Source organism: Huintestinicola butyrica, assembly GCF_025567215.1.
Lineage (GTDB): Bacteria > Bacillota > Clostridia > Oscillospirales > Ruminococcaceae > Huintestinicola > Huintestinicola butyrica.
This window is the reverse complement of record NZ_JAOQKB010000005.1, coordinates 1-20,238: the sequence shown is the minus strand read 5'-3', so window position 1 is coordinate 20,238 and position 20,238 is coordinate 1. Positions and strand designations below refer to the sequence as shown.

The 20,238-nt window shown below is 48.5% G+C and carries 18 protein-coding genes; 6 read left to right on the top strand and 12 right to left on the bottom strand.

Annotated elements, in window-relative coordinates; genetic code table 11:
• Window positions 1–304: 304 nt before the first annotated feature.
• Window positions 305–1,918 (top strand): CTP synthase, encoded by a 1,614-nt coding sequence (locus OCV68_RS06915; RefSeq protein WP_022474204.1) that lies wholly within the window; start codon window positions 305–307, stop codon window positions 1,916–1,918.
• A 197-nt stretch (window positions 1,919–2,115) separates the two neighbouring features.
• Here the strand turns inward: OCV68_RS06915 and cdd are convergent, their stop codons facing one another.
• From cdd to OCV68_RS06880, 7 genes are all read right to left on the bottom strand, one after another.
• The gene (cdd, locus tag OCV68_RS06910) at window positions 2,116–2,502 is read right to left on the bottom strand and encodes a cytidine deaminase (protein ID WP_022474203.1); all 387 of its coding nucleotides are present in this window, start codon (window positions 2,500–2,502) and stop codon (window positions 2,116–2,118) included.
• A gap of 1 nt (window position 2,503) precedes the next feature.
• Complete coding sequence (locus OCV68_RS06905) at window positions 2,504–3,085, bottom strand: inorganic diphosphatase (protein ID WP_022474202.1); 582 nt, start codon at window positions 3,083–3,085, stop codon at window positions 2,504–2,506.
• A gap of 16 nt (window positions 3,086–3,101) precedes the next feature.
• Window positions 3,102–4,055 (bottom strand): glycosyltransferase family 2 protein, encoded by a 954-nt coding sequence (locus OCV68_RS06900; protein WP_022474201.1) that lies wholly within the window; start codon window positions 4,053–4,055, stop codon window positions 3,102–3,104.
• A 20-nt stretch (window positions 4,056–4,075) separates the two neighbouring features.
• Window positions 4,076–5,899 (bottom strand): glutamine--fructose-6-phosphate transaminase (isomerizing), encoded by a 1,824-nt coding sequence (glmS, locus tag OCV68_RS06895; protein ID WP_262571711.1) that lies wholly within the window; start codon window positions 5,897–5,899, stop codon window positions 4,076–4,078.
• Between the two features lie 74 nt (window positions 5,900–5,973).
• A complete protein-coding gene (gene upp, locus OCV68_RS06890; protein ID WP_022474199.1) occupies window positions 5,974–6,609 on the bottom strand; it encodes a uracil phosphoribosyltransferase in 636 nt (211 codons plus the stop codon).
• Window positions 6,610–6,629: 20 nt separating this feature from the next.
• Window positions 6,630–7,067, bottom strand: coding sequence for a ribose 5-phosphate isomerase B (gene rpiB, locus OCV68_RS06885; RefSeq protein ID WP_317259207.1), 438 nt, complete (start codon window positions 7,065–7,067; stop codon window positions 6,630–6,632).
• 308 nt (window positions 7,068–7,375) lie between these two features.
• On the bottom strand, window positions 7,376–9,085 hold the full coding sequence (locus OCV68_RS06880; RefSeq protein ID WP_262571710.1) for a glycoside hydrolase family 44 protein: 1,710 nt from the start codon (window positions 9,083–9,085) through the stop codon (window positions 7,376–7,378).
• 230 nt (window positions 9,086–9,315) lie between these two features.
• Here OCV68_RS06880 and OCV68_RS06875 point away from each other — a divergent pair, with 230 nt between their 5' ends.
• A complete protein-coding gene (locus tag OCV68_RS06875; protein WP_262571708.1) occupies window positions 9,316–10,155 on the top strand; it encodes an AraC family transcriptional regulator in 840 nt (279 codons plus the stop codon).
• A gap of 8 nt (window positions 10,156–10,163) precedes the next feature.
• Here the strand turns inward: OCV68_RS06875 and tsaA are convergent, their stop codons facing one another.
• From tsaA to OCV68_RS06860, 3 genes are read right to left on the bottom strand one after another with little or no spacing between them, the layout of a single operon-like run.
• Window positions 10,164–10,847, bottom strand: coding sequence for a tRNA (N6-threonylcarbamoyladenosine(37)-N6)-methyltransferase TrmO (gene tsaA / locus OCV68_RS06870; protein WP_147623075.1), 684 nt, complete (start codon window positions 10,845–10,847; stop codon window positions 10,164–10,166).
• Between the two features lie 4 nt (window positions 10,848–10,851).
• Entirely contained in the window at window positions 10,852–11,310 is a 459-nt protein-coding gene (locus OCV68_RS06865) for a peroxiredoxin (protein ID WP_022474029.1), read from the bottom strand.
• A 4-nt stretch (window positions 11,311–11,314) separates the two neighbouring features.
• Window positions 11,315–13,891, bottom strand: a complete 2,577-nt coding sequence (locus OCV68_RS06860; protein WP_262571706.1) for a translation factor GTPase family protein — start codon at window positions 13,889–13,891, stop codon at window positions 11,315–11,317.
• A gap of 246 nt (window positions 13,892–14,137) precedes the next feature.
• Between OCV68_RS06860 and gatC the strand changes: the two genes are divergently transcribed.
• From gatC to gatB, 3 genes are all read left to right on the top strand, one after another.
• Complete coding sequence (gatC, locus tag OCV68_RS06855) at window positions 14,138–14,416, top strand: Asp-tRNA(Asn)/Glu-tRNA(Gln) amidotransferase subunit GatC (RefSeq protein WP_022474031.1); 279 nt, start codon at window positions 14,138–14,140, stop codon at window positions 14,414–14,416.
• A gap of 70 nt (window positions 14,417–14,486) precedes the next feature.
• Complete coding sequence (gene gatA, locus OCV68_RS06850; RefSeq protein WP_022474032.1) at window positions 14,487–15,938, top strand: Asp-tRNA(Asn)/Glu-tRNA(Gln) amidotransferase subunit GatA; 1,452 nt, start codon at window positions 14,487–14,489, stop codon at window positions 15,936–15,938.
• A gap of 13 nt (window positions 15,939–15,951) precedes the next feature.
• Window positions 15,952–17,403, top strand: coding sequence for an Asp-tRNA(Asn)/Glu-tRNA(Gln) amidotransferase subunit GatB (gatB, locus tag OCV68_RS06845; RefSeq protein ID WP_022474033.1), 1,452 nt, complete (start codon window positions 15,952–15,954; stop codon window positions 17,401–17,403).
• A gap of 113 nt (window positions 17,404–17,516) precedes the next feature.
• Here gatB and OCV68_RS06840 read toward each other — a convergent pair whose 3' ends face one another.
• Window positions 17,517–17,948, bottom strand: a complete 432-nt coding sequence (locus OCV68_RS06840) for an HD domain-containing protein (RefSeq protein ID WP_317259206.1) — start codon at window positions 17,946–17,948, stop codon at window positions 17,517–17,519.
• A 187-nt stretch (window positions 17,949–18,135) separates the two neighbouring features.
• On the opposite strand from OCV68_RS06840, the gene OCV68_RS06835 reads away from it, so the two are divergent.
• Window positions 18,136–18,837, top strand: coding sequence for a hypothetical protein (locus tag OCV68_RS06835; protein WP_262571702.1), 702 nt, complete (start codon window positions 18,136–18,138; stop codon window positions 18,835–18,837).
• Window positions 18,838–19,042: 205 nt separating this feature from the next.
• Here the strand turns inward: OCV68_RS06835 and OCV68_RS06830 are convergent, their stop codons facing one another.
• On the bottom strand, window positions 19,043–19,987 hold the full coding sequence (locus OCV68_RS06830; protein ID WP_262571700.1) for a zinc ribbon domain-containing protein: 945 nt from the start codon (window positions 19,985–19,987) through the stop codon (window positions 19,043–19,045).
• Window positions 19,988–20,238: the final 251 nt, after the last annotated feature.

The window sequence follows — 20,238 nt, the reverse complement described above, 5'->3', positions numbered from 1 at the left end:
TTTTCACGAAAGCCGCAGGTACGGTCAAATTATGTCGTCAATTTTATATGCCCATATCAAAAGGACAAGTTCATATTATCCACAAAATAAAATTTCCCCTATATATTGACACACCCGCCGCCAATACATTATAATAGTAATGGCGGAAATACAATTTATAGACCTGTTTGACGGCTTTGTACTGTATTTTGACGAAAAATCATATTCCTTGAAAATATTAAGCAAAATGTCTTGCTTTTTCAATATTGAAATGCTATAATTATATTTAAATGTGTTTTTATGTTATATGGGAGGAGCAGTAAATATGCCTACAAAGTATATATTTGTAACAGGCGGCGTAGTATCGGGACTGGGCAAGGGTATCACAGCCGCTTCACTGGGAAGACTTCTTAAACAGAGGGGTTACAGAGTTACCATTCAGAAGTTCGACCCCTATATCAACGTTGACCCCGGTACAATGTCACCCTATCAGCACGGCGAGGTATTCGTTACCGATGACGGCGCCGAAACAGATCTGGACCTCGGCCACTACGAGAGATTTGTTGATGAAAATCTTTCCGTCAATTCCAACGTTACCACAGGCAAGATTTACTGGACAGTTCTTAATAAGGAAAGACGCGGCGATTACCTCGGCGGCACAGTTCAGGTAATTCCCCACATCACCAACGAGATAAAGGACAAGGTTTACAGAGTAGGCAAGGAGACCAACACCGATATCGTTATTACCGAGATCGGCGGCACCGTCGGCGATATCGAGTCCACACCTTTCCTCGAGGCTATCAGGCAGGTAGTTACCGAGGTGGGCAGAGACAACGCTATCTATATCCACGTTACTCTGGTTCCCTACATCGCAGGCTCCGAGGAGCTTAAATCAAAGCCCACACAGCACTCCACCAAGGAGCTGCTTTCCATCGGCATTCAGCCCAATATCATCGTATGCCGCAGCGAAAAGGAAATTCCCGAGGAGATGCGCAAGAAGATTGCTCTCTTCTGCAATATCAGACCCGAGGACGTTATCCAGAATCTTACCGCTCCTTCACTTTATGAGGTTCCCCTGTGGCTGGAAAATGAGGGACTTGCTCATTCCGTATGCCACCACCTGAAGCTGGAGGACAGAAAGCCCGACCTTACTGAGTGGATCGCTATGGTAAACCGCACAAAGTCTGCCACAAAGAAGGTAACTATCGGTCTGGTCGGAAAGTACGTTATGCTTCATGACGCATATCTTTCCGTTGCCGAGGCTCTTCGTCACGGCGGTATCGTAAATGATGCCAATGTTGATATCGAGTGGATAAATTCCGAGGATATCACCGAGCAGAACGCTGCCGAGATGCTCAAGGACTGCGACGGTATCATCGTCCCCGGTGGATTTGGCGACAGAGGTATCGAGGGTATGATCGAGTCTATCAGATATGCCCGTGAGAATAAGGTTCCTTTCTTTGGTATCTGCCTTGGTATGCAGATGTCCGTTATCGAGTATTCAAGAAATGTTCTGGGACTGGCAGGAGCAAACTCCACAGAGTTTGGCGAAACTCCCTATCCCGTTATTGATATCATGGAAGACCAGAAGAATGTTACCGAAAAGGGCGGTACAATGCGTCTTGGTCTGTACCCCTGCAAGCTGGCTGAGGACTCCAAGTGCCGCAAAATATACGGCGAAGAGCTTATTTACGAGCGTCACCGTCACCGCTGGGAATACAACAACGCATTCCGCAAGCAGCTTACCGAGGGCGGTCTGAAGATAGCAGGTATTTCTCCCGACGAGCGCCTTGTTGAGATCGTTGAGATACCCGAGCATCCTTGGTTCATCGGCGTACAGTTCCACCCCGAGTTCAAGTCCCGTCCCAACAAGCCCCAGAAGCTTTTTGCTGATTTCATCAGAGCTTCCGTTGAGAACAGGGAAAATAAGAATAAGTAATAATATGTAAAAAAGGCTGTTGCAGTAAAATGCAACAGCCTTTTTGTTTTGCCGATTTTATCACCAAATAACCCTAAGCCTTTCGGGAAAAAGGCTTGATCCAAACCCTTTGCCTTGCTTTCATTTGTGCGGACATTTTTGTGGTGCCACACAAGCGTTAAAAAGAGCTGCTGCATCTTGTGCAGCAGCTCTTTTGCTCATAGCTTAAACCCAAACGGCATTAGCTCCGCCAGCTTATAGCTTATAATATGCCCCTTGTAATCTTTCAGAATAACTCGGAAGCCCTCCTCAGCAAACTCGCTGAGAAATTGCCTGCATATGCCGCAGGGATAGGTAAGTCCGCCCTTTGAGTTTGTTACCGCAATGGCAGAAAATCTCACACAGCCCTCGGATACCGCCTTTACCGCTGCGGTCCGTTCCGCACATATTGCTGCGCCGTAGGAACTGTTCTCCACGTTGCAGCCTGTGTATATCCTGCCGTCGCCGGTGAGCAGAGCCGCTCCTACCTTGAAGCCCGAATATGGCGCATAGGCGTTTTCACAGGCAGCCTCCGCCGCCTGCAAAAGCTCGTAGTCCGTTGGCATATCAGACCTCTGCGGGCTGTTCTTCATGGGCTTTTATCTCAGGCTGAGGCTTGCCCTTGCAGAAATAATCAATGTAGCGGTCGATGCACTTCTCAACGATCTTTACCGCTGCCTTGCTGTCCTTTATCTCATCAATGGCAGTTTCCTTGCCTTCCAGCTGCTTATATACACGGAAGAAGTGGGACATTTCATCGAAGATGTGGCGGGGCAGCTCGCTGATGTCCTTGTAGCTGTTGTATGTGGGGTCGTTGAAGGGGATAGCGATTATCTTGTCGTCGATAGCTCCGTTATCCAGCATGGATATTACGCCGATAGGATAGCACTTTACCAGCGCCAGCGAGTAGATAGCTTCCGAGCAGAGGACAAGCACGTCCAGAGGGTCGCCGTCCTCAGCGTAGGTGCGGGGGATAAAGCCGTAGTTTGCGGGATAGTGGGTAGAAGTGTAAAGCACTCTGTCCAGCATGAGCATACCTGTTTTCTTGTCAAGCTCATACTTCATCTTGCTGCCCTTAGGGATCTCGATTACCGAGAAAAAGTTGTCCTTGGTTATTCTGTCGGGTTCTATATCATGCCAGATGTTCATAAAATTGACCTCCCCTTTATTTTTTTACAGATTTCTCTGTTTCTTTTACGATGTAGCGTGGTCTGTGCTTGGTCTCAAGATACATTTTTGAAAGGTACTGCCCCGAGATCCCCGTGCAGAGGAGCTGGAGACCGCCGATAAGGCTCACCAGGCACACTATTGTGGGATATCCCGCAACGCTTTCACCGAAGCAAAGAGTTTTTACCACGGTGACGATTATCATTACCAGCGCCAGCAGGCAGAAAAGTATGCCCAAAAATGACGCAATGGCAAGGGGCGCTGTGGAGAATGCGAAAATACCCTCCAGCGAGTACAGGAACAGCTTGTGGAAATTCCATGTGGAGGTTCCCGCAGCACGCTCAGTGTTTTCTATCTCAATGAACTTTGTCTCAAAGCCCACCCAGCTGAAAATGCCCTTTGAAAAGCGGTTGTACTCGGGCATATCCAGAATGGCGTTCACCACCTGACGGGTCATGAACCTGAAATCCTGAGCGCCGTCAACTATGTGGGTCTGGGAAATTTTGTTGATTATCTTGTAAAAGGTGCGGGCAAAGAACGACAATACCTTTGACTCGCCCTTGCGGTTCACACGCCTTGTGGCTGCGCAGTCATATTCGCCGCTGCTCACATATTCGTACATCTGCGGAATGAGTTTTGGCGGGTGCTGGAGATCGGCGTCCAGTATGACCACGTAATCTCCCTTGGAAGCCTCCATTCCCGCAAGCATTGCCGCTTCCTTGCCGAAATTTCGTGAGAACGAAATGTATCTCACACGGCTGTCGGTGGGGGCAAGCTCCCGCAGAAGCTTTAAGGTGTTGTCCTTTGAGCCGTCGTTTACGAAAATATACTCAAACTCCAGCTCATTGTTCTTTTCTTTCATGCCGTCCGTAACGGCGGTTATTTCCTTATAAAACAGCGGAAGAGACTCCTGCTCGTTGTAGCAGGGCACTATTACCGATATAAGCTCCATGATATTATTCCTTTGATATTTTACTCGACCGTTACCGACTTAGCCAGGTTTCTGGGCTTATCAACGTCGTTTCCACGCAGGTCTGCGGTGTAATAGGCAATAAGCTGCAGGGGAACAACGGCGGTCATGGGCATAAGGAGATCGTCCGTCTCGGGAACGGTCACAAGAATGTCAGCCACGTCCTTATCAAAGTCAGTGCCCTCACGGGTGACAACGATAGTAAATGCGCCTCTGCTCTTTACTTCCTTGATGTTGCTTACGGTCTTGTCGAGCACATCACGCTGAGTTGCCACGGCGATAACGGGCATATCCTCGGTGATAAGGGAGATGGTACCGTGCTTCAGCTCGCCTGCCGCATAGGACTCGGAGTGAATGTAGGAGATTTCCTTTAGCTTCAGAGAGCCTTCCATGGAAAGCGCATAGTCAAGACCTCTGCCTATGTAAAGCAGATGCTCGTCAGCTACCAGACGGGAGGCGGCAAACTGGCAGGTCTCGGGCTTTTCAAGTATCTTTTCGATAAGCTCGGGAATGCCAAGCAGCTTTTCGGTGTAGCTCATGCACTGCTCCTCAGTGATAGCTCCCCTTACGTATGAGAGCCTGAATGCCAGCAGATAGAACACCGCCAGCTGAACCATGTAAGCCTTTGTGGAGGCAACGGATATCTCAGGGCCTGCATGAGTGTAAAGCACCATATCTGCCTCACGGGCAATGGCAGAGCCTTTTGCATTTACTATGCCCAGCGTGTCTGCCCCAAGGTCATGGGCCAGATGAAGCGCTGCCTTTGTGTCCGCAGTCTCGCCCGACTGGGATACAAGTATAACAAGGTCGCCCTTTGAGATTATGGGGTCACGGTATCTGAACTCGGAAGCCACATCAACGGTCACGGGGATACGTCCTATCTTTTCGATAACGTATTTTCCCACCAGACCTGCGTGCATTGCCGTTCCGCAGGCAACCACGAAGATGTTCTTGTAGCTTCTGAGCTTTTCATCGGTAAGTCCGCATTCGGTAATGTCGGGCATGCCGTCAGTGATCCTGGGAAGCACAGTGCGCTTGATGGATTCGGGCTGCTCGTGGATCTCTTTGAGCATAAAATGCTTGTAGCCGCCCTTTTCAGCAGCGTTAATGTCCCAGTCAGCGGTCATCATTTCCTTTTCTACGGTGTTGCCGTGAAGGTCTGTAAAGGTGATGCCCTTTTCATCAAGACGGGCTATCTCGCCGCTTTCCAGAAGATAATAGTTCCTGGTGCGGTCAAGTATGGCTGTAACGTCCGAAGCAATGTAAGATGCGTCGGGAGCCGTGCCCACAATAAGGGGGCTTTCCTTTCTTGCCGCAAAAACGGTGTTCTTGAAGTCCCTGAACATGATACCCAGTGAGTAGGAGCCTTCAATGTCCCCCAGAGCCTTTGCAATGGCTTCCACAGGGTCGCCCTCGTAATAGTAGTCAATGAGCTTTGCCAGCGTTTCCGTGTCGGTCTCGCTCTCAAAGCCGTAGCCCTTGGAGATAAGGAAGCTCTTTATCTTGCGGTAGTTTTCGATTATACCGTTGTGAACGATGGTTATTCTGCTGTTTCCTATGGGGTGGGAGTTTACGTCCGATGGCTCACCGTGGGTCGCCCATCTGGTGTGGCCTATGCCCGCCGTGGCAGTAAGATGCTTGCCCTCGTGAAGCTTCCTGATAAGACCGTCGTCTATCTTGCCCTTTGCCTTTACGGTGTAAAGCTTGTCGCCCTCAAACACCGCAATGCCTGCCGAGTCGTATCCACGGTATTCAAGCCTGCGAAGGGCGTTTACCAGTATGGAGGTACATTCTTCCTTGCCCACATATCCGACTATTCCGCACATATTATTACCTGCCTTTCTTTGCTGTAGGTTTTAGAACCCCTTTAGGCATTTATATTTCTGTGTTATTTATATTCTTACTTAGTGCCGTACATTCTGTCGCCGGCGTCACCCAGACCGGGAACGATGTAGAGCTGATCGTTAAGCTCAGGGTCAACAGCTGCGCAGTATATCTGAACATCGGGGTGAGCCTTGTTTACCGCTGCAATGCCCTTTTCGTTGGCAATAAGGCACATGAATTTAACGTTCTTTGCGCCTGCCTTCTTAACAAGGCTGATAGCCTCGGAAGCAGCTCCGCCTGTTGCCAGCATTATGTCGGCAATGATAACATCTCTTGAAGCGATGTCCTTGGGAAGCTTGCAGTAGTATTCAACAGTGTTTGTGGTCTCAGGATCTCTGAATGTGCCGATGTGGCCGATCTTTGCAGCAGGGATAAGGCTCATAACGCCGTCAACCATGCCAAGACCCGAACGGAGGATAGGCACGAATGCTACCTTTCTGCCTGAGATTATCTTGGACTTTGCAATGCCGAGAGGAGTCTGGATATCAACTTCCTTGAGAGGCAGATCACGCATAGCCTCATAGCACATAAGCATAGAGGTCTCGGAAACCAGCTCTCTGAATTCCTTGGAACCGGTGTTTACATCTCTCATAAGAGAAAGCTTGTGCTGAACGAGAGGGTGATCAATAACGGTGTACTTGAGATTTTCCATAATAAATTCCTCCGTGAATATTATTCGTTTTCTATAGCGGTGATCTGGTCAATTCTGCGCTGGTGGCGGCCGCCCTCAAAGCTGTTGGAGAGGAAAGCGTCAACTATCTCGCATGCGAGACCGGGGCCGATAACTCTTCCGCCCATGCAGAGAACGTTTGCGTCATTGTGGAGACGAGTGTACTTGGCCATGTAGCAGTCGGTGCAGACAGCAGCTCTTATGCCCTTGCACTTGTTTGCAGCCATGGATATGCCCAGACCTGTTCCGCAGACGAGGATAGCAAGCTCGGCATTGCCGCTTGTTACCTCAGCGCAAACTTCCTTGGCAACCATGGGATAATCGCAGCTTGAGCCGTCCATGCAGCCCATTTCTTTTATTTCAATGCCTTTTTCCTTGAGATATTTAACAACCTCCTGCTTCAGAGCGAAGCCGGCGTGATCGCTTCCAATAGCTATCATTATTATCATTCCTTTCGGGATATTACAGCAGATATGTGCCCTGCAATAAGAAATATATATTTATTATAGCACATCTGAAAATGATAATCAATAGCAAATAAATAAAAATGGCGGCACGATGAAATAAAAAAGAAAAGCGGACTATTGGAACCCGTCTTCACAAGCATATGCGCACGTCTTTTCGGCAAATTTTGCCGCAGGTACGGACAAATTAACTTTTCATTATGAAGCCCCTGCCAAACAACAAAAAAGAGAGCCGATAAACTCAGCTCTCTTTTAAGCTTAAAATTTTTTCTCAAAAGCCCACATTACTTTCCCCGCTTTTTCAAAGCGATACAAACACCTGCACCGACAGCGATCAAAGCCGCCGCACACACAGCAATAACAGGAACAGCACTTTTTTTGTCGGAGCGAATAACTATCTCCGTCACGGAAAGGGGCTTTATGTCAATCGAAATGCTGTTGTCTTTTATTTTGCTTATGTCGTCAAGCCTGTGTATTTCCGTGCTGTCTCCGTAAAGAGCATATACCTCCGCATCGGCATATCTGCTGTCTGATGAAAGCTTGATATTCACGGGAGTTTCATTATGCAGATCATGGCTCGTGATGATAATTTTCACAGTGTCTTCGCCCTCACCGTCAATGGAAGAATAAACGGAAATATTGTCATTATCGCACTCGCTTTTAACAAGAGTGTCGCCGAACCCGTTTCCTGCTCCGTCATAATTTGTGAACATATTCATTGCGGCAAGCTGATATTCATTTTGGTCAAATGACCATATCGTTGCAAAATATACACCGTACTTTGCAAAAATCCCAAGGGTATCAGCCTGCGCTACCGCACCGGAAATATGATCTCCGCCGCCGAAATTGTACTCTGTAAAAGCTATTTTTGTGCCGGGATAATATTTGTCTATTGACTCCTGAATATTCGGAAGAAGCGGAAAGAACACCGCTCCGGTATCGGTTATCCAGCTGTCCTCGTGATAATTTTCATCATACAGCGAACGAACGCTGTCAAGCCGTGCTTTTACACAGCCGTCATTGTCATAATGACTGCAGGAACGTTCCCCACACTCTCCCTTTGCCTCGGTGTAGTAGTGAATATCAAGCACATCAAGCAAACGTGTGCCGCTTTCCGATTCAGCCTTGTGCATTTCATCAAGATAATAGTCAATAAACCAGCGGTAATTATTTGCGGCTTTAAGCTCTGCCCAGTCGGGAGCGCTTGCAAGGGAATCATACGCAGAATAACCGAAAAGCGACGGTCCGAACACTTCCGCACCGCTGTCTGTTTCCTTTACAAGCGAAGCAAGATCAACGGATTTTTCAATAAGTTCGGAGCATTTGAGCGGTTCTGTCTGTACACGGCTGTGCGTTGAATGCCACAGCGCAGGCTCATTGTCCAGAGCATACGCTTTGAAGCCTGTCTCGCTGTCCGATTTGCCTATCTTTTCAATAAGATAATTCAGATATTCGTCTGTGTAAACATAATCGTCCTTTTTGTCGGGTTCTGATGAAAGCTCGCCGTTCTTGCGGTTAACGACCTTTTTCCAGTATTCGGACGGCGCAGCCATATCCTCGTTTACCTGTCCCTTTTTTGATGATGCAACATATCCAAGCATTTGCAGAGTAAGCAGTGTGTATGGCACATTTCCGTTCTGCGCTTCATAGGAAGCGTTCAGTGCCGCCCCGCCCGGAACACGCCTGAACTGTTCAGCGGCAGATGAAATAAGGTTCATGTCGGACATATTCTTCCAGTCGGAGCCTGCATTGGACATATTGTTTTCCCAGTTGTAAGCAGACATTCTGTTTCCGCCCAGACGGAATGACTTTGCCGACACTGTGTTCAGATCAACACCGCTGTTTACACCATAAATATACGGAGAGATGTTTTTATGATCTTCTGACGGATAAACATTTACATTTGCGGCAGCATCTTCGCAGTATGCTGCCTGAGAAAATGTTCCGCATATAATGACTGCAATAACCGCAGCCGCAAGCTTTTTTATTTTCATTTGACACTCTCCCCATAAGTTTTATTATAGCTTGATTATAACATTTTCAGCATTTCAAGTCAATTTTAAATTATCGTTCCGAAACTTCTGATTTAGTTTCAAAAAACAAAATAATTCTTTTACGGCTTAAATAATACCGCAGATCTACAGTAAAATGCTATTTAAAATATTACAATCATATTGACTTTTCCCGTATGCTGAGTTATCCTTATCATAAAGGAGTGTGCGGTATGTCTGCTAAGATAAATCAGTATTTTTATCCTTATATCGGACAGGTAAAAGACCTGCCTGTATATCTTGCGGGAATAGGCGGAACAGAATTTCAGGAACATATCTCCCGTCCCGAAGGTTATTGCTGGCATCAGATACTTTTCTCTGCCGAAGGCGGCGGAACGCTTGAATTTGATGATATGTCCGTTAAGATCCCCGACAGATGCTTCTTTTTCCTGCCTGCATATTATCCCCACGAATATTATCCGGACGATAAGAAGTGGGACGTGCGTTGGGTAGTGTTTGACGGCTTTGGCTGTGATAAGCTGCTGAATGAGCTTGATATGAAAAAGCCCTCTGCAATAATTCCGGACAGTTTGGAAGAAATGCAGGGGCTGTACAACAAAATGTTCGTGGCGCTCAAGACCGATAAGATACACGGCAATTACACCTGTGCGGGGCTTGTATATCAATACATTCTGGAATATCACAGACTTGCTTCATCGGGAAGTATGACAGAACAGACCTGCCGCTCGGAAATACTTATGCCCGCTCTGAATTTCATTGACGATAATTTCCGCAGAGATTTTTCAGTCTCCGAGCTTGCGGATATATCAGGGATTTCACAGCAATATCTGTGCAGGATATTCAGGCGGACAATGAATATCCGTCCGAATGAATACATAACCTGCCGCAGACTGCTGGAAGCGAAAAAACTATTGTCCGAAACGGATATGCCGATCAATGAAATATCGTCAATGTCAGGCTTTTCGGACAGCGGATATTTCTGTACTGTTTTTAAAAAGCACGAAAATATGACGCCAAAAGAATATCGTCAGCTGCATAGAAAAAGCGAATAGTCAAAAATTTATCTGCTAATCACCGTTATCCCCTTAACATAAAGCTCGCTTCCGTCAACAGTGAAAGAAACATCAAACCCGCCGAAGCTCATGGCGTATTCCTTTTCGGGGGAGTTCTGATAAGAGGGACGGGGATCCTGCGCCAGAATTTTTATAAGCCCATGACGCTTTTCCTCGGGAACTTTTTCAAGCAGCTCAGGCGGAAAATCTACCGTAAGAATGTCCGACCTGTCCGTAAGTGCAAAGCCCGAAAGCGCCTCCGGGTGGGAATCGGTGTAGGCAAGATAGGGCTTTATGTCGATTATGGGCGTGCCGTTCATAATGTCCGCCCCCGTTACGGTTATCACAGGGCCGTCGGGGGAGTTAAGGTCAATGCCCGTTATCTTCACCGAGGAAAGCCCTATGGAGTTTGGACGGAAAGGCGAGCGTGTGGCAAAAACGCCCATTCTTGTGTTTCCCCCAAGCCTCGGTGGACGGACAGTGGGCGACCATTTCTTACCCATGGCTTCGGAGAAAAGCCACAGTATCCACAGATGTGAAAAGCCCTCCAGCCCCCTGAAAGCCTCAGCCGCACGGTACTCAGGCTCAAAAACGATGCGAGAGGGAACGTCCGCCAGACCGCTCTGACGGGGTATGCCGAATTTCTCGGTAAAGTCGTTTTCAATGTGTGCGATTATTTTTATCTCAGGCATATCGTCACCCTTTAAGGAAAGCGATTATCTCAGCAGCGTTGGTGTCGGGCTTTACCTTTGGCATGGTTTTTATGATAATGCCGTTTTCGTCAATGACATATGTCGTTCGCACAACGCCCATGGATACCTTGCCGTAGTTTTTCTTTTCCTGCCATACGTCATAAGCCTTTATGGCGGAAAGCTCAGGGTCGGACAGAAGAATGAACGGCAGATCGTATTTCTCCGCAAATTTTGCGTGGGAAGCGGCGCTGTCCTTGCTTATGCCCACCACCTGTACGTCCATGGTGCGGAAGTCGTTGTATGCGGCTGCAAATGCGCACGCCTGCCTTGTGCAGCCGGGAGTGTTGTCTCTGGGGTAAAAATAAAGCACCAGCTTCCTGCCTGCAAAATCCGACAGGGAATAGGTCTTTCCGTCCTTGTCGCAGAGGGTGAAATCGGGGGCTTTTGTATTCTCGCTCAGCATAATATCATTCCTTTACTTTTATTGAGCCGATGTTCCTTTGTGCCATAGGTCTTTCGGCGATCATTTCTCTTATTGCCTTTTCAACGGCAGCCACTTCGTCGTGAAGCTCGGAGGCGGTGACACGGTATGCGCCGTTGCCCAGAATGATTATCTGCTCCGCTCCGTCCGATGTGGCGACCCTTACACGGCTGTTCTTTGCCAGCTCGTGAGATGTTTTTTCAATGTACATATCCGCCGTTTCCGCTTCCTTGGTATATACAACGGAAATGCCGCCTGTCTGCTCCACTTCCCTGTGGTCGCCCTTGACACGGTATGCGTCAAATACGATTATCACCTCGCAGGGGCGGAAGCCACGGTAATTGCTCATGATGCTGATAAGCCTGCTCCTTGCAAGGTCAAGGTTATCCTCCGCAAGCTTTTTCAGCTCGTCCCATGAGAAGATTATGTTGTATCCGTCCACCAGCAGATACACAGGCCCCGTAGGAACGGGGGAAGGCTTGTATTTGGGTGCTTTTTCATAGTCTCTGTGAAGCGCCGCAATGGGGTCACGCTTTATCTTGCCATATGTGCGCTCGAATATCTCCATAAGCTCCTTGTCGTCCTCAAATCGGGAGCGCACAAGCTGGGTTTCACGGACTGACAGCTGTATCTCATCATCGGCAGCTTCGGCAAGATATACGCCGCTTTGTGCATGAGCATGGCTTTTGACCTCGTTCCATTTTACAAGATGCCCTGCACCGTGAGCGCAGAAAATGCTGTCCGCAGGCTGTTCAAGGTCGCTGTCAGGGTCATAGCCTATGTCCGCAATGACCTTTTCGGAGTTGTGGCATGGGAAATAGCCTTTCAGCTCGCAGATAAAGCGCCCCTTGCCCTTGGTGTAGCCTGCCACATCAGTGTGATAATCGGCAGCCTCCGATACGGGGACAGTGCCCGTTATCACAGCATTTTCACCCATTATCTCGGGAGCGGAGAACTCGCCGCACATTCGCTGGATATCAGTCATCGCCCTGCCTGCACAGTCGGAGGGCACTTCCAGACGAAAACTGTAGAAGGGTTCAAGCAGTACGCTCTGAGTGCTTCTCAGACCCATTCTCAGCGCCCTGTACGTCGCCTGACGGAAATCTCCGCCCTCGGTGTGCTTTATGTGTGCCCTGCCTGCCACAAGGGTCATCTTCATGTCCGTAAGAGGGGAGTTTGTGAGAACTCCCGTGAGAGTCGTGGCTTTCAGCAGCGATATGACCAGCCTCTGCCAGTTCTGCCCCAGTACGTCCTCGGAGCAGTCGGAGGCAAATACCAGTCCGCTGCCCTGCTCAAGCGGCTCCAGCAGCAGATGTACCTCCGCATAATGGCGCAGCGGCTCATAGTGACCTATGCCCACAGCGGGAGCGGAGATTGTCTCCTTGTATGCTATGCTGCCATGGTCAAAATCCGCATCAATGCCGAATCGCTCCGCTATCAGCGTGCGGAGTATCTCCAGCTGAATCTTGCCCATGAGCCGCAGATGTATCTCGCCCAGCTGTTCGTTCCATACCACATGGAGCTGGGGGTCTTCCTCTTCAAGCAAACGCATTTTGTCAAGCATATCGTGGGGGTCAATGTCAGCGGGAAACAGCACACGGTAGGTGAGAACAGGCTCGATAACAGGGTCGTCCGCTTCGCTTTCAGCGCCCAGCCCCTGCCCCGCAAAGGTGTCCGCAAGACCCGTCACAGCGCAAAGCGTGCCTGCGGGAGCTTCATTCACAGCGCTGAACTTTGCGCCCGAATATATCCGTATCTGGTTCACCTTGCCCTCGCCCACAGCGTCCTTTACACGCAGAACGCCGCCGGTTATCTTCATGTGAGTGAGCCGTGCCCCACCCTCCGAGGTTATCTTATATACCCTTGCGCCGAAATCGGCGCCGTATTCGGGCATAATGGTGAACTTTTCCAGACCCGTCATCAGCTCACGGGCACCTTTCAGCTTCAGAGCAGAGCCGAACCAGCATGGGAAAATGCCACGCTCTGCAATATCACGGGCAATGCTCTCATCGGTAAGAGCGTCGGTTTCAAGATATTCGTTCATAAGACTTTCGCTGAGAAGCGCAAGCTCACCGTTGCGGTCATCGTCCGAAACGGAAAAATCAGCGATCTTGTCGGATAAATGCTTTCTCAGGTCGGATAAGATATAATCACGGTCGAACTGAGAAATGTCCATCTTGTTTACGAAAATAAACACGGGCTTGTTGTATTTGCCCAGCAGCCGCCAGAGAGTTTCCGTGTGGCTCTGAACGCCGTCAGTGCCGCTTATCACCAGAACAGCATAGTCCACTACCGACAGCGCACGTTCGGCCTCAGCGGAGAAATCCGTGTGCCCCGGGGTGTCAAGGAGAGTAAATACAGCGTCATCACCGTGGATAACAGCCTGCTTGGAAAATACGGTTATGCCACGGCTGCGTTCAATGGAGTGGGTGTCAAGAAAAGCATCGCCGTGATCTACTCTGCCCTGCTTGCGTATCTCGCCCGAAAGGTATAACAGGGCTTCGGAAAGGGTAGTCTTGCCCGAATCGGCGTGGGCAGTCATACCTATAACAATTCGTTTCATCAGATCGTTCCTATCTTTGGTTATTGCGGTCATTGCTTATATTGTAGCACATAATCGTGAGGTTATCAAGTGGGAACTGTCGGTTCCGATTTCCTCATTATCCCCACATCTTTCCGAAATCCATGACTTTTTTTCATTCGGTACTTGCAAAACAAAGTCATGTATGGTATAATTATTGTTGTATTGCCGCATATGATAAGGAAAGTTATCCATATGCAACTAAAATTCAGAAAAGAGGAAAGACTTATGGATCTTGAAATGGTCAAGTATCTCGCAAAGCTCGGAAAGCTCAGCTTCACCGATGAAGAGCTGGAACAGGCTGTAAAGGATATGACAAGCATTATCGAAATTATGGATACCATCAAGGAAATAGACATTACCTATGATCCCCTGAAGGATAACCACAACGTTTACCTCAAGGATCTCAGAAAGGACGAGGCTAAGCCCTCTCTTCCTACTGAAAAGCTCCTTCAGAACGCTGTCAGCAGCGAGAACTGCTTCGTTGTTCCCAAGGTCGTTGAATAATTCAGGCAAGCCCCTTATTGAATAAAATGAGCCGCAGCCGTGCTGCCCATATGAAAGGATGAGCATTTTAATGGACATTACTTCCCTTACCGTGAAGGAAATGCGCAGCAAGCTCGATAAAAAGGAAATATCCTCCCCCGAGCTTACAAAAGCGTATCTTGAAAGAATAAAGAACGTTGACGGAAAGCTTGAAAGCTATATCACCGTCACCGAGGAAAAGGCTATGGCAGCTGCCGAGGCTGCTCAGGCTAAGATAGACGCAGGCGAGGCTTCTCCTCTCTGCGGTATCCCCCTTGCTATAAAGGATAACATCTGCACAGAGGACGTTAAGACAACCTGTGCTTCAAAAATGCTGGAAAACTTTATCCCTCCCTACAACGCAACCGTTATGGACAAGCTTGAATCTCAGGACATCGTAATGCTGGGCAAGACCTCCATGGACGAGTTCGCTATGGGCGGTTCCACACAGACCTCCGCTTTTAAGAAGACCAAGAACCCCTACGACACCGCAAGAGTTCCCGGCGGTTCATCGGGCGGCTCCGCTGCTGCTGTGGGCGCTGACCTCTGCGCTGCGGCTCTCGGCTCCGATACAGGCGGATCTATCCGTCAGCCTTCCTCTTTCTGCGGCGTTACAGGCTTAAAGCCCACCTACGGAAGAGTTTCCCGTTACGGTCTCGTTGCTTTCGCAAGCTCCCTTGACCAGATAGGCCCCATCGCAAGGAGCGCAGAGGACTGCGGAATGATCCTCAACGCTATTGCAGGCTATGACCCTCACGACGGCACAGTTTCCAAGAACCCCGTTGATGACTACACCTCCAAGATAGGCATGAGCATGAAGGGCGTCAAGATCGCCGTTCCCGCTGAGTTCTATGCAGAGGGCATCGACGATGTTGTAAGAAAGACCGTTCTTGCCGCTGCCGACAGCTACAAGGCTATGGGCGCAGAGCTTGTTGAGTGCTCTATGCCCTCACTGAAGTATGCAGTTGCTGCATATTACCTTATCTCCTCCGCTGAGGCTTCCTCCAACCTTTCCAGATACGACGGCATCAAGTACGGCCACCGTTCCGATATCGTTGGAAACTACAGCGAACTTGTTACCGCTTCCAGAAGCGAAGGCTTCGGCGACGAGGTAAAGAGACGTATCCTCCTCGGAAACTACGCTCTCTGCTCCGGCTACTATGACGCTTACTACGGCAAGGCAATGGCCCTCAAGCAGAAGATAAGAGAAGAATATGCGGAAATTTTTGAAAAGTGCGATATTATCCTCACTCCTACCGCTCCTACCGTTGCATACGGCGCACACGAAAACATTTCCGACCCCAAGAAGATGTATCAGGCGGATATCTGCACAGTTACAGTAAACATCGCCTCACTTCCCGCTATCTCCACCACCTGCGGCTACGATGACAAGGGTATGCCTATCGGAATGTCCCTCATCGGCAGAATGTGGAACGAAGCAGAGATAATCGGCGCAGCTGACGCATTTGAGAAGAGCTTCAGCCGCAAGCCCGCAAATATATAAGGAGGCGCAGCTCATGTCAGTTTCAGATTATATTCCTGTTATCGGCCTGGAGATCCACTCCGAGCTTCTTACCAAGTCCAAGGTGTTCTGCACCTGCTCCGCTGAGTTCGGCGGCGAGAGAAACACCCGCTGCTGCCCTGTTTGCTCAGGTATGCCCGGTACTCTCCCCGTTATAAACCAGACCGCTGTTGAATACGCTGTAAGAGCAGGCTACGCTCTGGGCTGCAGCATCAACAAGTTCTCTGTTTTCGACAGAAAGAACTACTTCTATCCCGACCTTCCAAAGGCTTATCAGATATCCCAGATGCCCCTTCCCCTGTGCATCAACGGCGTTGTTCCCATTGACTACGAGGAGAACGGCGAAAAGAAGCACAAGGAGATAAGGATCAACCGTATCCACCTTGAAGAGGACGCAGGCAAGCTTATCCACGATGACCTGAACGGCGTTTCCCTCTGCGACTACAACCGCTGCGGCGTTCCCCTTATCGAGATAGTTACCGAGCCTGATATGTCCTCCCCCGAGGAAGCAAGAACTCTCGTTGAGACGATCTCTCTGCTTCTCCAGTACACAGGCGTTTCCGATTGTAAGATGGAGCAGGGCTCTATCCGTGCGGACGTTAACGTTTCCCTTATGAGAAAGGGCGATACCGAGTTTGGTACAAGAGCCGAGATAAAGAACGTAAACTCCCTCAAGTCCATCTACCGTACCATCGAGTTCGAGATAAAGCGTCAGGCGCAGATACTTGACAGAGGCGGCAAGGTCGTTCAGGAGACCAGACGTTTCGACGCTAACCGTGGCGAGACCAAGTCCATGAGAACCAAGGAAGATGCTCACGACTACAAGTATTTCCCCGATCCCGATATCCTGCAGGTTAACTTCTATGACGAGGATCTGGAGAGAATAAAGAACTCCCTGCCCGAGATGCCCAAGGACAGACTTGCAAAGTACATCAGCTGGGACATTCCCGAAAAGGAAGCAATGGTCATCGTAAACACCAAGAAGATATCCGACCTCTTCGAGGAAGCTGTCAAGTGCTACAACAACCCCAAGTCGCTTGTTAACTTCATCAACGGCGAGATAATGAGAAGAATGAACCTGGGCGAAATCGATATTGAAAAGCCCATGTTCACCGCTGCTCAGGTAGCAAAGCTGGTTGAGATGTCCGATACCGACAAGGTAACAAAGAACGATGCCAAGGAGATATTCCGTGAGATGGCTGAAAAGGGCGGCGAGCCTGAGGATATTGCAAAGCGTGAGGGAATGCTCATCGTAAGCGATACAGGCAAGGTGCTTGAAGTTATCGAAAAGGTTCTGGCTGCAAATGAAAAGGCAGTAAACCAGTACAAGGGCGGAGATGTAAAGGTATTTGGCTTCCTTATGGGTCAGTGCAACAAGGAGCTTAGAGGTGCCGCTACACCTAAGGTTGTTAAGGAAGAGCTTGAAAAGAAGCTTAAATCCTTATAATTGAATAAAAAAACAAAGCCTGAGAAATCAACATTTCTCAGGCTTTTTGTTATATGGCAGGCTATTTAAATGCACAAATCATAGCGTGGTGAAGCGTTAGCCTCCAACCATTTTTACTCCTCTCCGTCCAGTATGCGGAGAGCTTTTTTATATTTCTCTATCCTCAAAAGATCCTTTTCCGTAACCGTGTCCATTCGTGAAAGATCACTGTTGTGCGCAATATCCGCCCTTTTGACAGGCTCGGCAACCGTGCCCTTTATTCGCCGCACATAGTCAAAATAATCGGTGCTGTTGTCATGGGTCATCAGCCTTACTCCCTCTGTGACCGCAGGCGGAAAAAGCTTTTCAAGCTCTTCAAGTGTCATGTCCGTGTCCTCCACCACGTCATGCAAAAGCGCAATGGCACAGGTGGTCTCATCTTTCATCTGCTCGGCAACATGATACGGGTGGAAAATGTATGGCAGACCGCTTCTGTCAAGCTGACCCTCATGGGCCTTGTATGCGGTGTTCAGAGCAAGCTTGGTAATGGGTGTATATATCATCATATCATCTCCGTTTGCTTTTATTTGATTATATCAGTGCACACTAAAAAAGTCAAGCGCAAAAAGGCTTGTCAGCTTTGCTATTTGCACAAAATATTCACAGAAAATTTGTTGAACTGCACATATATTTATGATATCCTAATTTATGCACATTATGGAAAACATAAGCATAATAGGAGGAGAATTTATTATGTTAAAAGACCTTTTTAAGAAAGCAGCAGCTGTGCTTGTTTCCGCAGCGTCCGTTTTTGCCCTGTCTGCAACAGCCTTTGCGGCAGCCGACAACACTGTAAGCTTTGACGTTTCCGCAGCTCCCGTTATTGAGCCATGGTCAAGCTACGCCATTTCAATGGAGCATTACGATCCCACCAAAATAACCTCCGCTTCCGAGGTCATCGTTAACTTCACCTATGAAGAAGTCACCCCCGTTGCCGAGGGCAGCGAAAAGGAATGTCCCATTGAGCTTATCGTGCAGAGCTGGTCATTCCCCGACACTCCCATGGCAAACTCCAGCGGCGGCGTGTGGGCAAAGGTAGCTCCCTACGAGTGGGACGACACTCACGCAAAGTTCAGCTATGACGATATGGTGGCAGCATACGGAACAGCCGATTTCTCAGGCGTTGACGCACTTAACATCGGCGCAACAGCCAATGCGAACCTTACCGTTCAGTCCTGCACTATCACCAACTGCGAGGACAATATGTACATCAAGATGACCGATGCCGAGCGTGCAGAGGCTTATAAGACTGCACTTATCGTAGTTCTTGCTTCCGCCCTTGCGGTCATCGTTATCATCATTGTTGTGTTCCTCATTATTCTCAAGAGAAAGAGCAGCTATACATATGATGTTGCCACAGGCAAGTATGTAAAGATCGAAAAGAACAAGAAGTAATTATAATACTAATCACCAATAAAACTATAGACAAAAAATCATCGCATAATCCATATACGCAAGATTATGCTCAATTTTTTGTATAGTTTTTAATTGGTGCTTAGTATAAGCTGTTATGCCCCCGAAAAGTAAGATGCTTTTCGGGGGCGTTTATTTTATGGGGCATATGTAAAAATAAGGGCACCTTTTCGGTACCCTTATTTTCTTATTCAGCTGATGTCTCAGCAGCTTCATCGGTCACGTCCGTCTCGGCAGGAGCTTCCTCGGTAACAACAGGATTGCTGTCACGTCCCGCTGCGGAGGGAGGATTTGCGGAAAGAATGGTCTGAGCATAGTTTATCTCGCTGTAGCTTACGTTTCTTACAGCCAGCTCAATGTCGGAAAATTCAACATAGTAGTTGTATGCACGGTCATAGCCTGCATTGGGGTCAGTGAAATAATAGCGGTAGCAGTAAAGTGAATCGTTGGAAACACTGCGCTTGATGTAATAGGGCTTGAGACCCAGTGTCTTGTTAACGTTTTTGATGCTCATGCCGTATTCAAGGGTGTTCTGGTCAAGCTTTTCAGCCATCTTTCTGCCCTTCCAGTTGAGCTTGAGCTGCCTGAAATCGTAGTATTCCACATCGGTTATCATGTCATCGCTGTCAACGGTGAGCATTATCACCCATTGAGGCTGCTCGGAGCCGCTTACCGTGGTAGTCTTGTCGGAGATGCAGATATAATCGAAATCGCACATATTGTTTATCATGCCGTTTGTGCTCTTTTCGGTAAAGGTAAGACCCGTTTCCGACTGAGCATACTCAACATTTCTGCCGAGAGGAATGCTCTGGGCTGCGTTGTAGCCCTCGTTTCCGCCGAAAATGTTTACCAGCACCACTATCAGCACAATCACCGCAATGACCAGCAGGCATATGCCGCCAAGCTTCAGCTTCTTTGCAAGGGCAGCTTTTTCTTCAGGGCTGCGCTGCTTCTTTTCGGGCTTGGGCTTCTTTTCCTTAGCCGCCTTTTCCTTTTTGGGCTTCTTGTTTTTTACCCGACCCTTATCGTCTATATTTTCAGGGAGCACAGGAGCATCAAGCTCGGCTCCGCAGGCTTCGCAGAATATATTGCCGTCAGGGCATTCACTGCCGCACTTTTTACAGATCAACACTGTCACGTCCTTTCAATAATCGACACTTTTTTATATTTTACCACACTTGCCCGATTTTGTCAACAGAGGTATTGCGGTGACGGCATTTCTGCGGGTAAAAGAATTATGAACGTTGCCCGCATATTGACATTCCCGCCTGCCGATGATATAATAATGATAGATTGTCAAGTCAAGTGCAACAAAATCAGAGAAAAAATTTTTTGAGCACCTCAAAGGGAGTAAGGAAATTGAGACGTTTTCTCGGACGATTG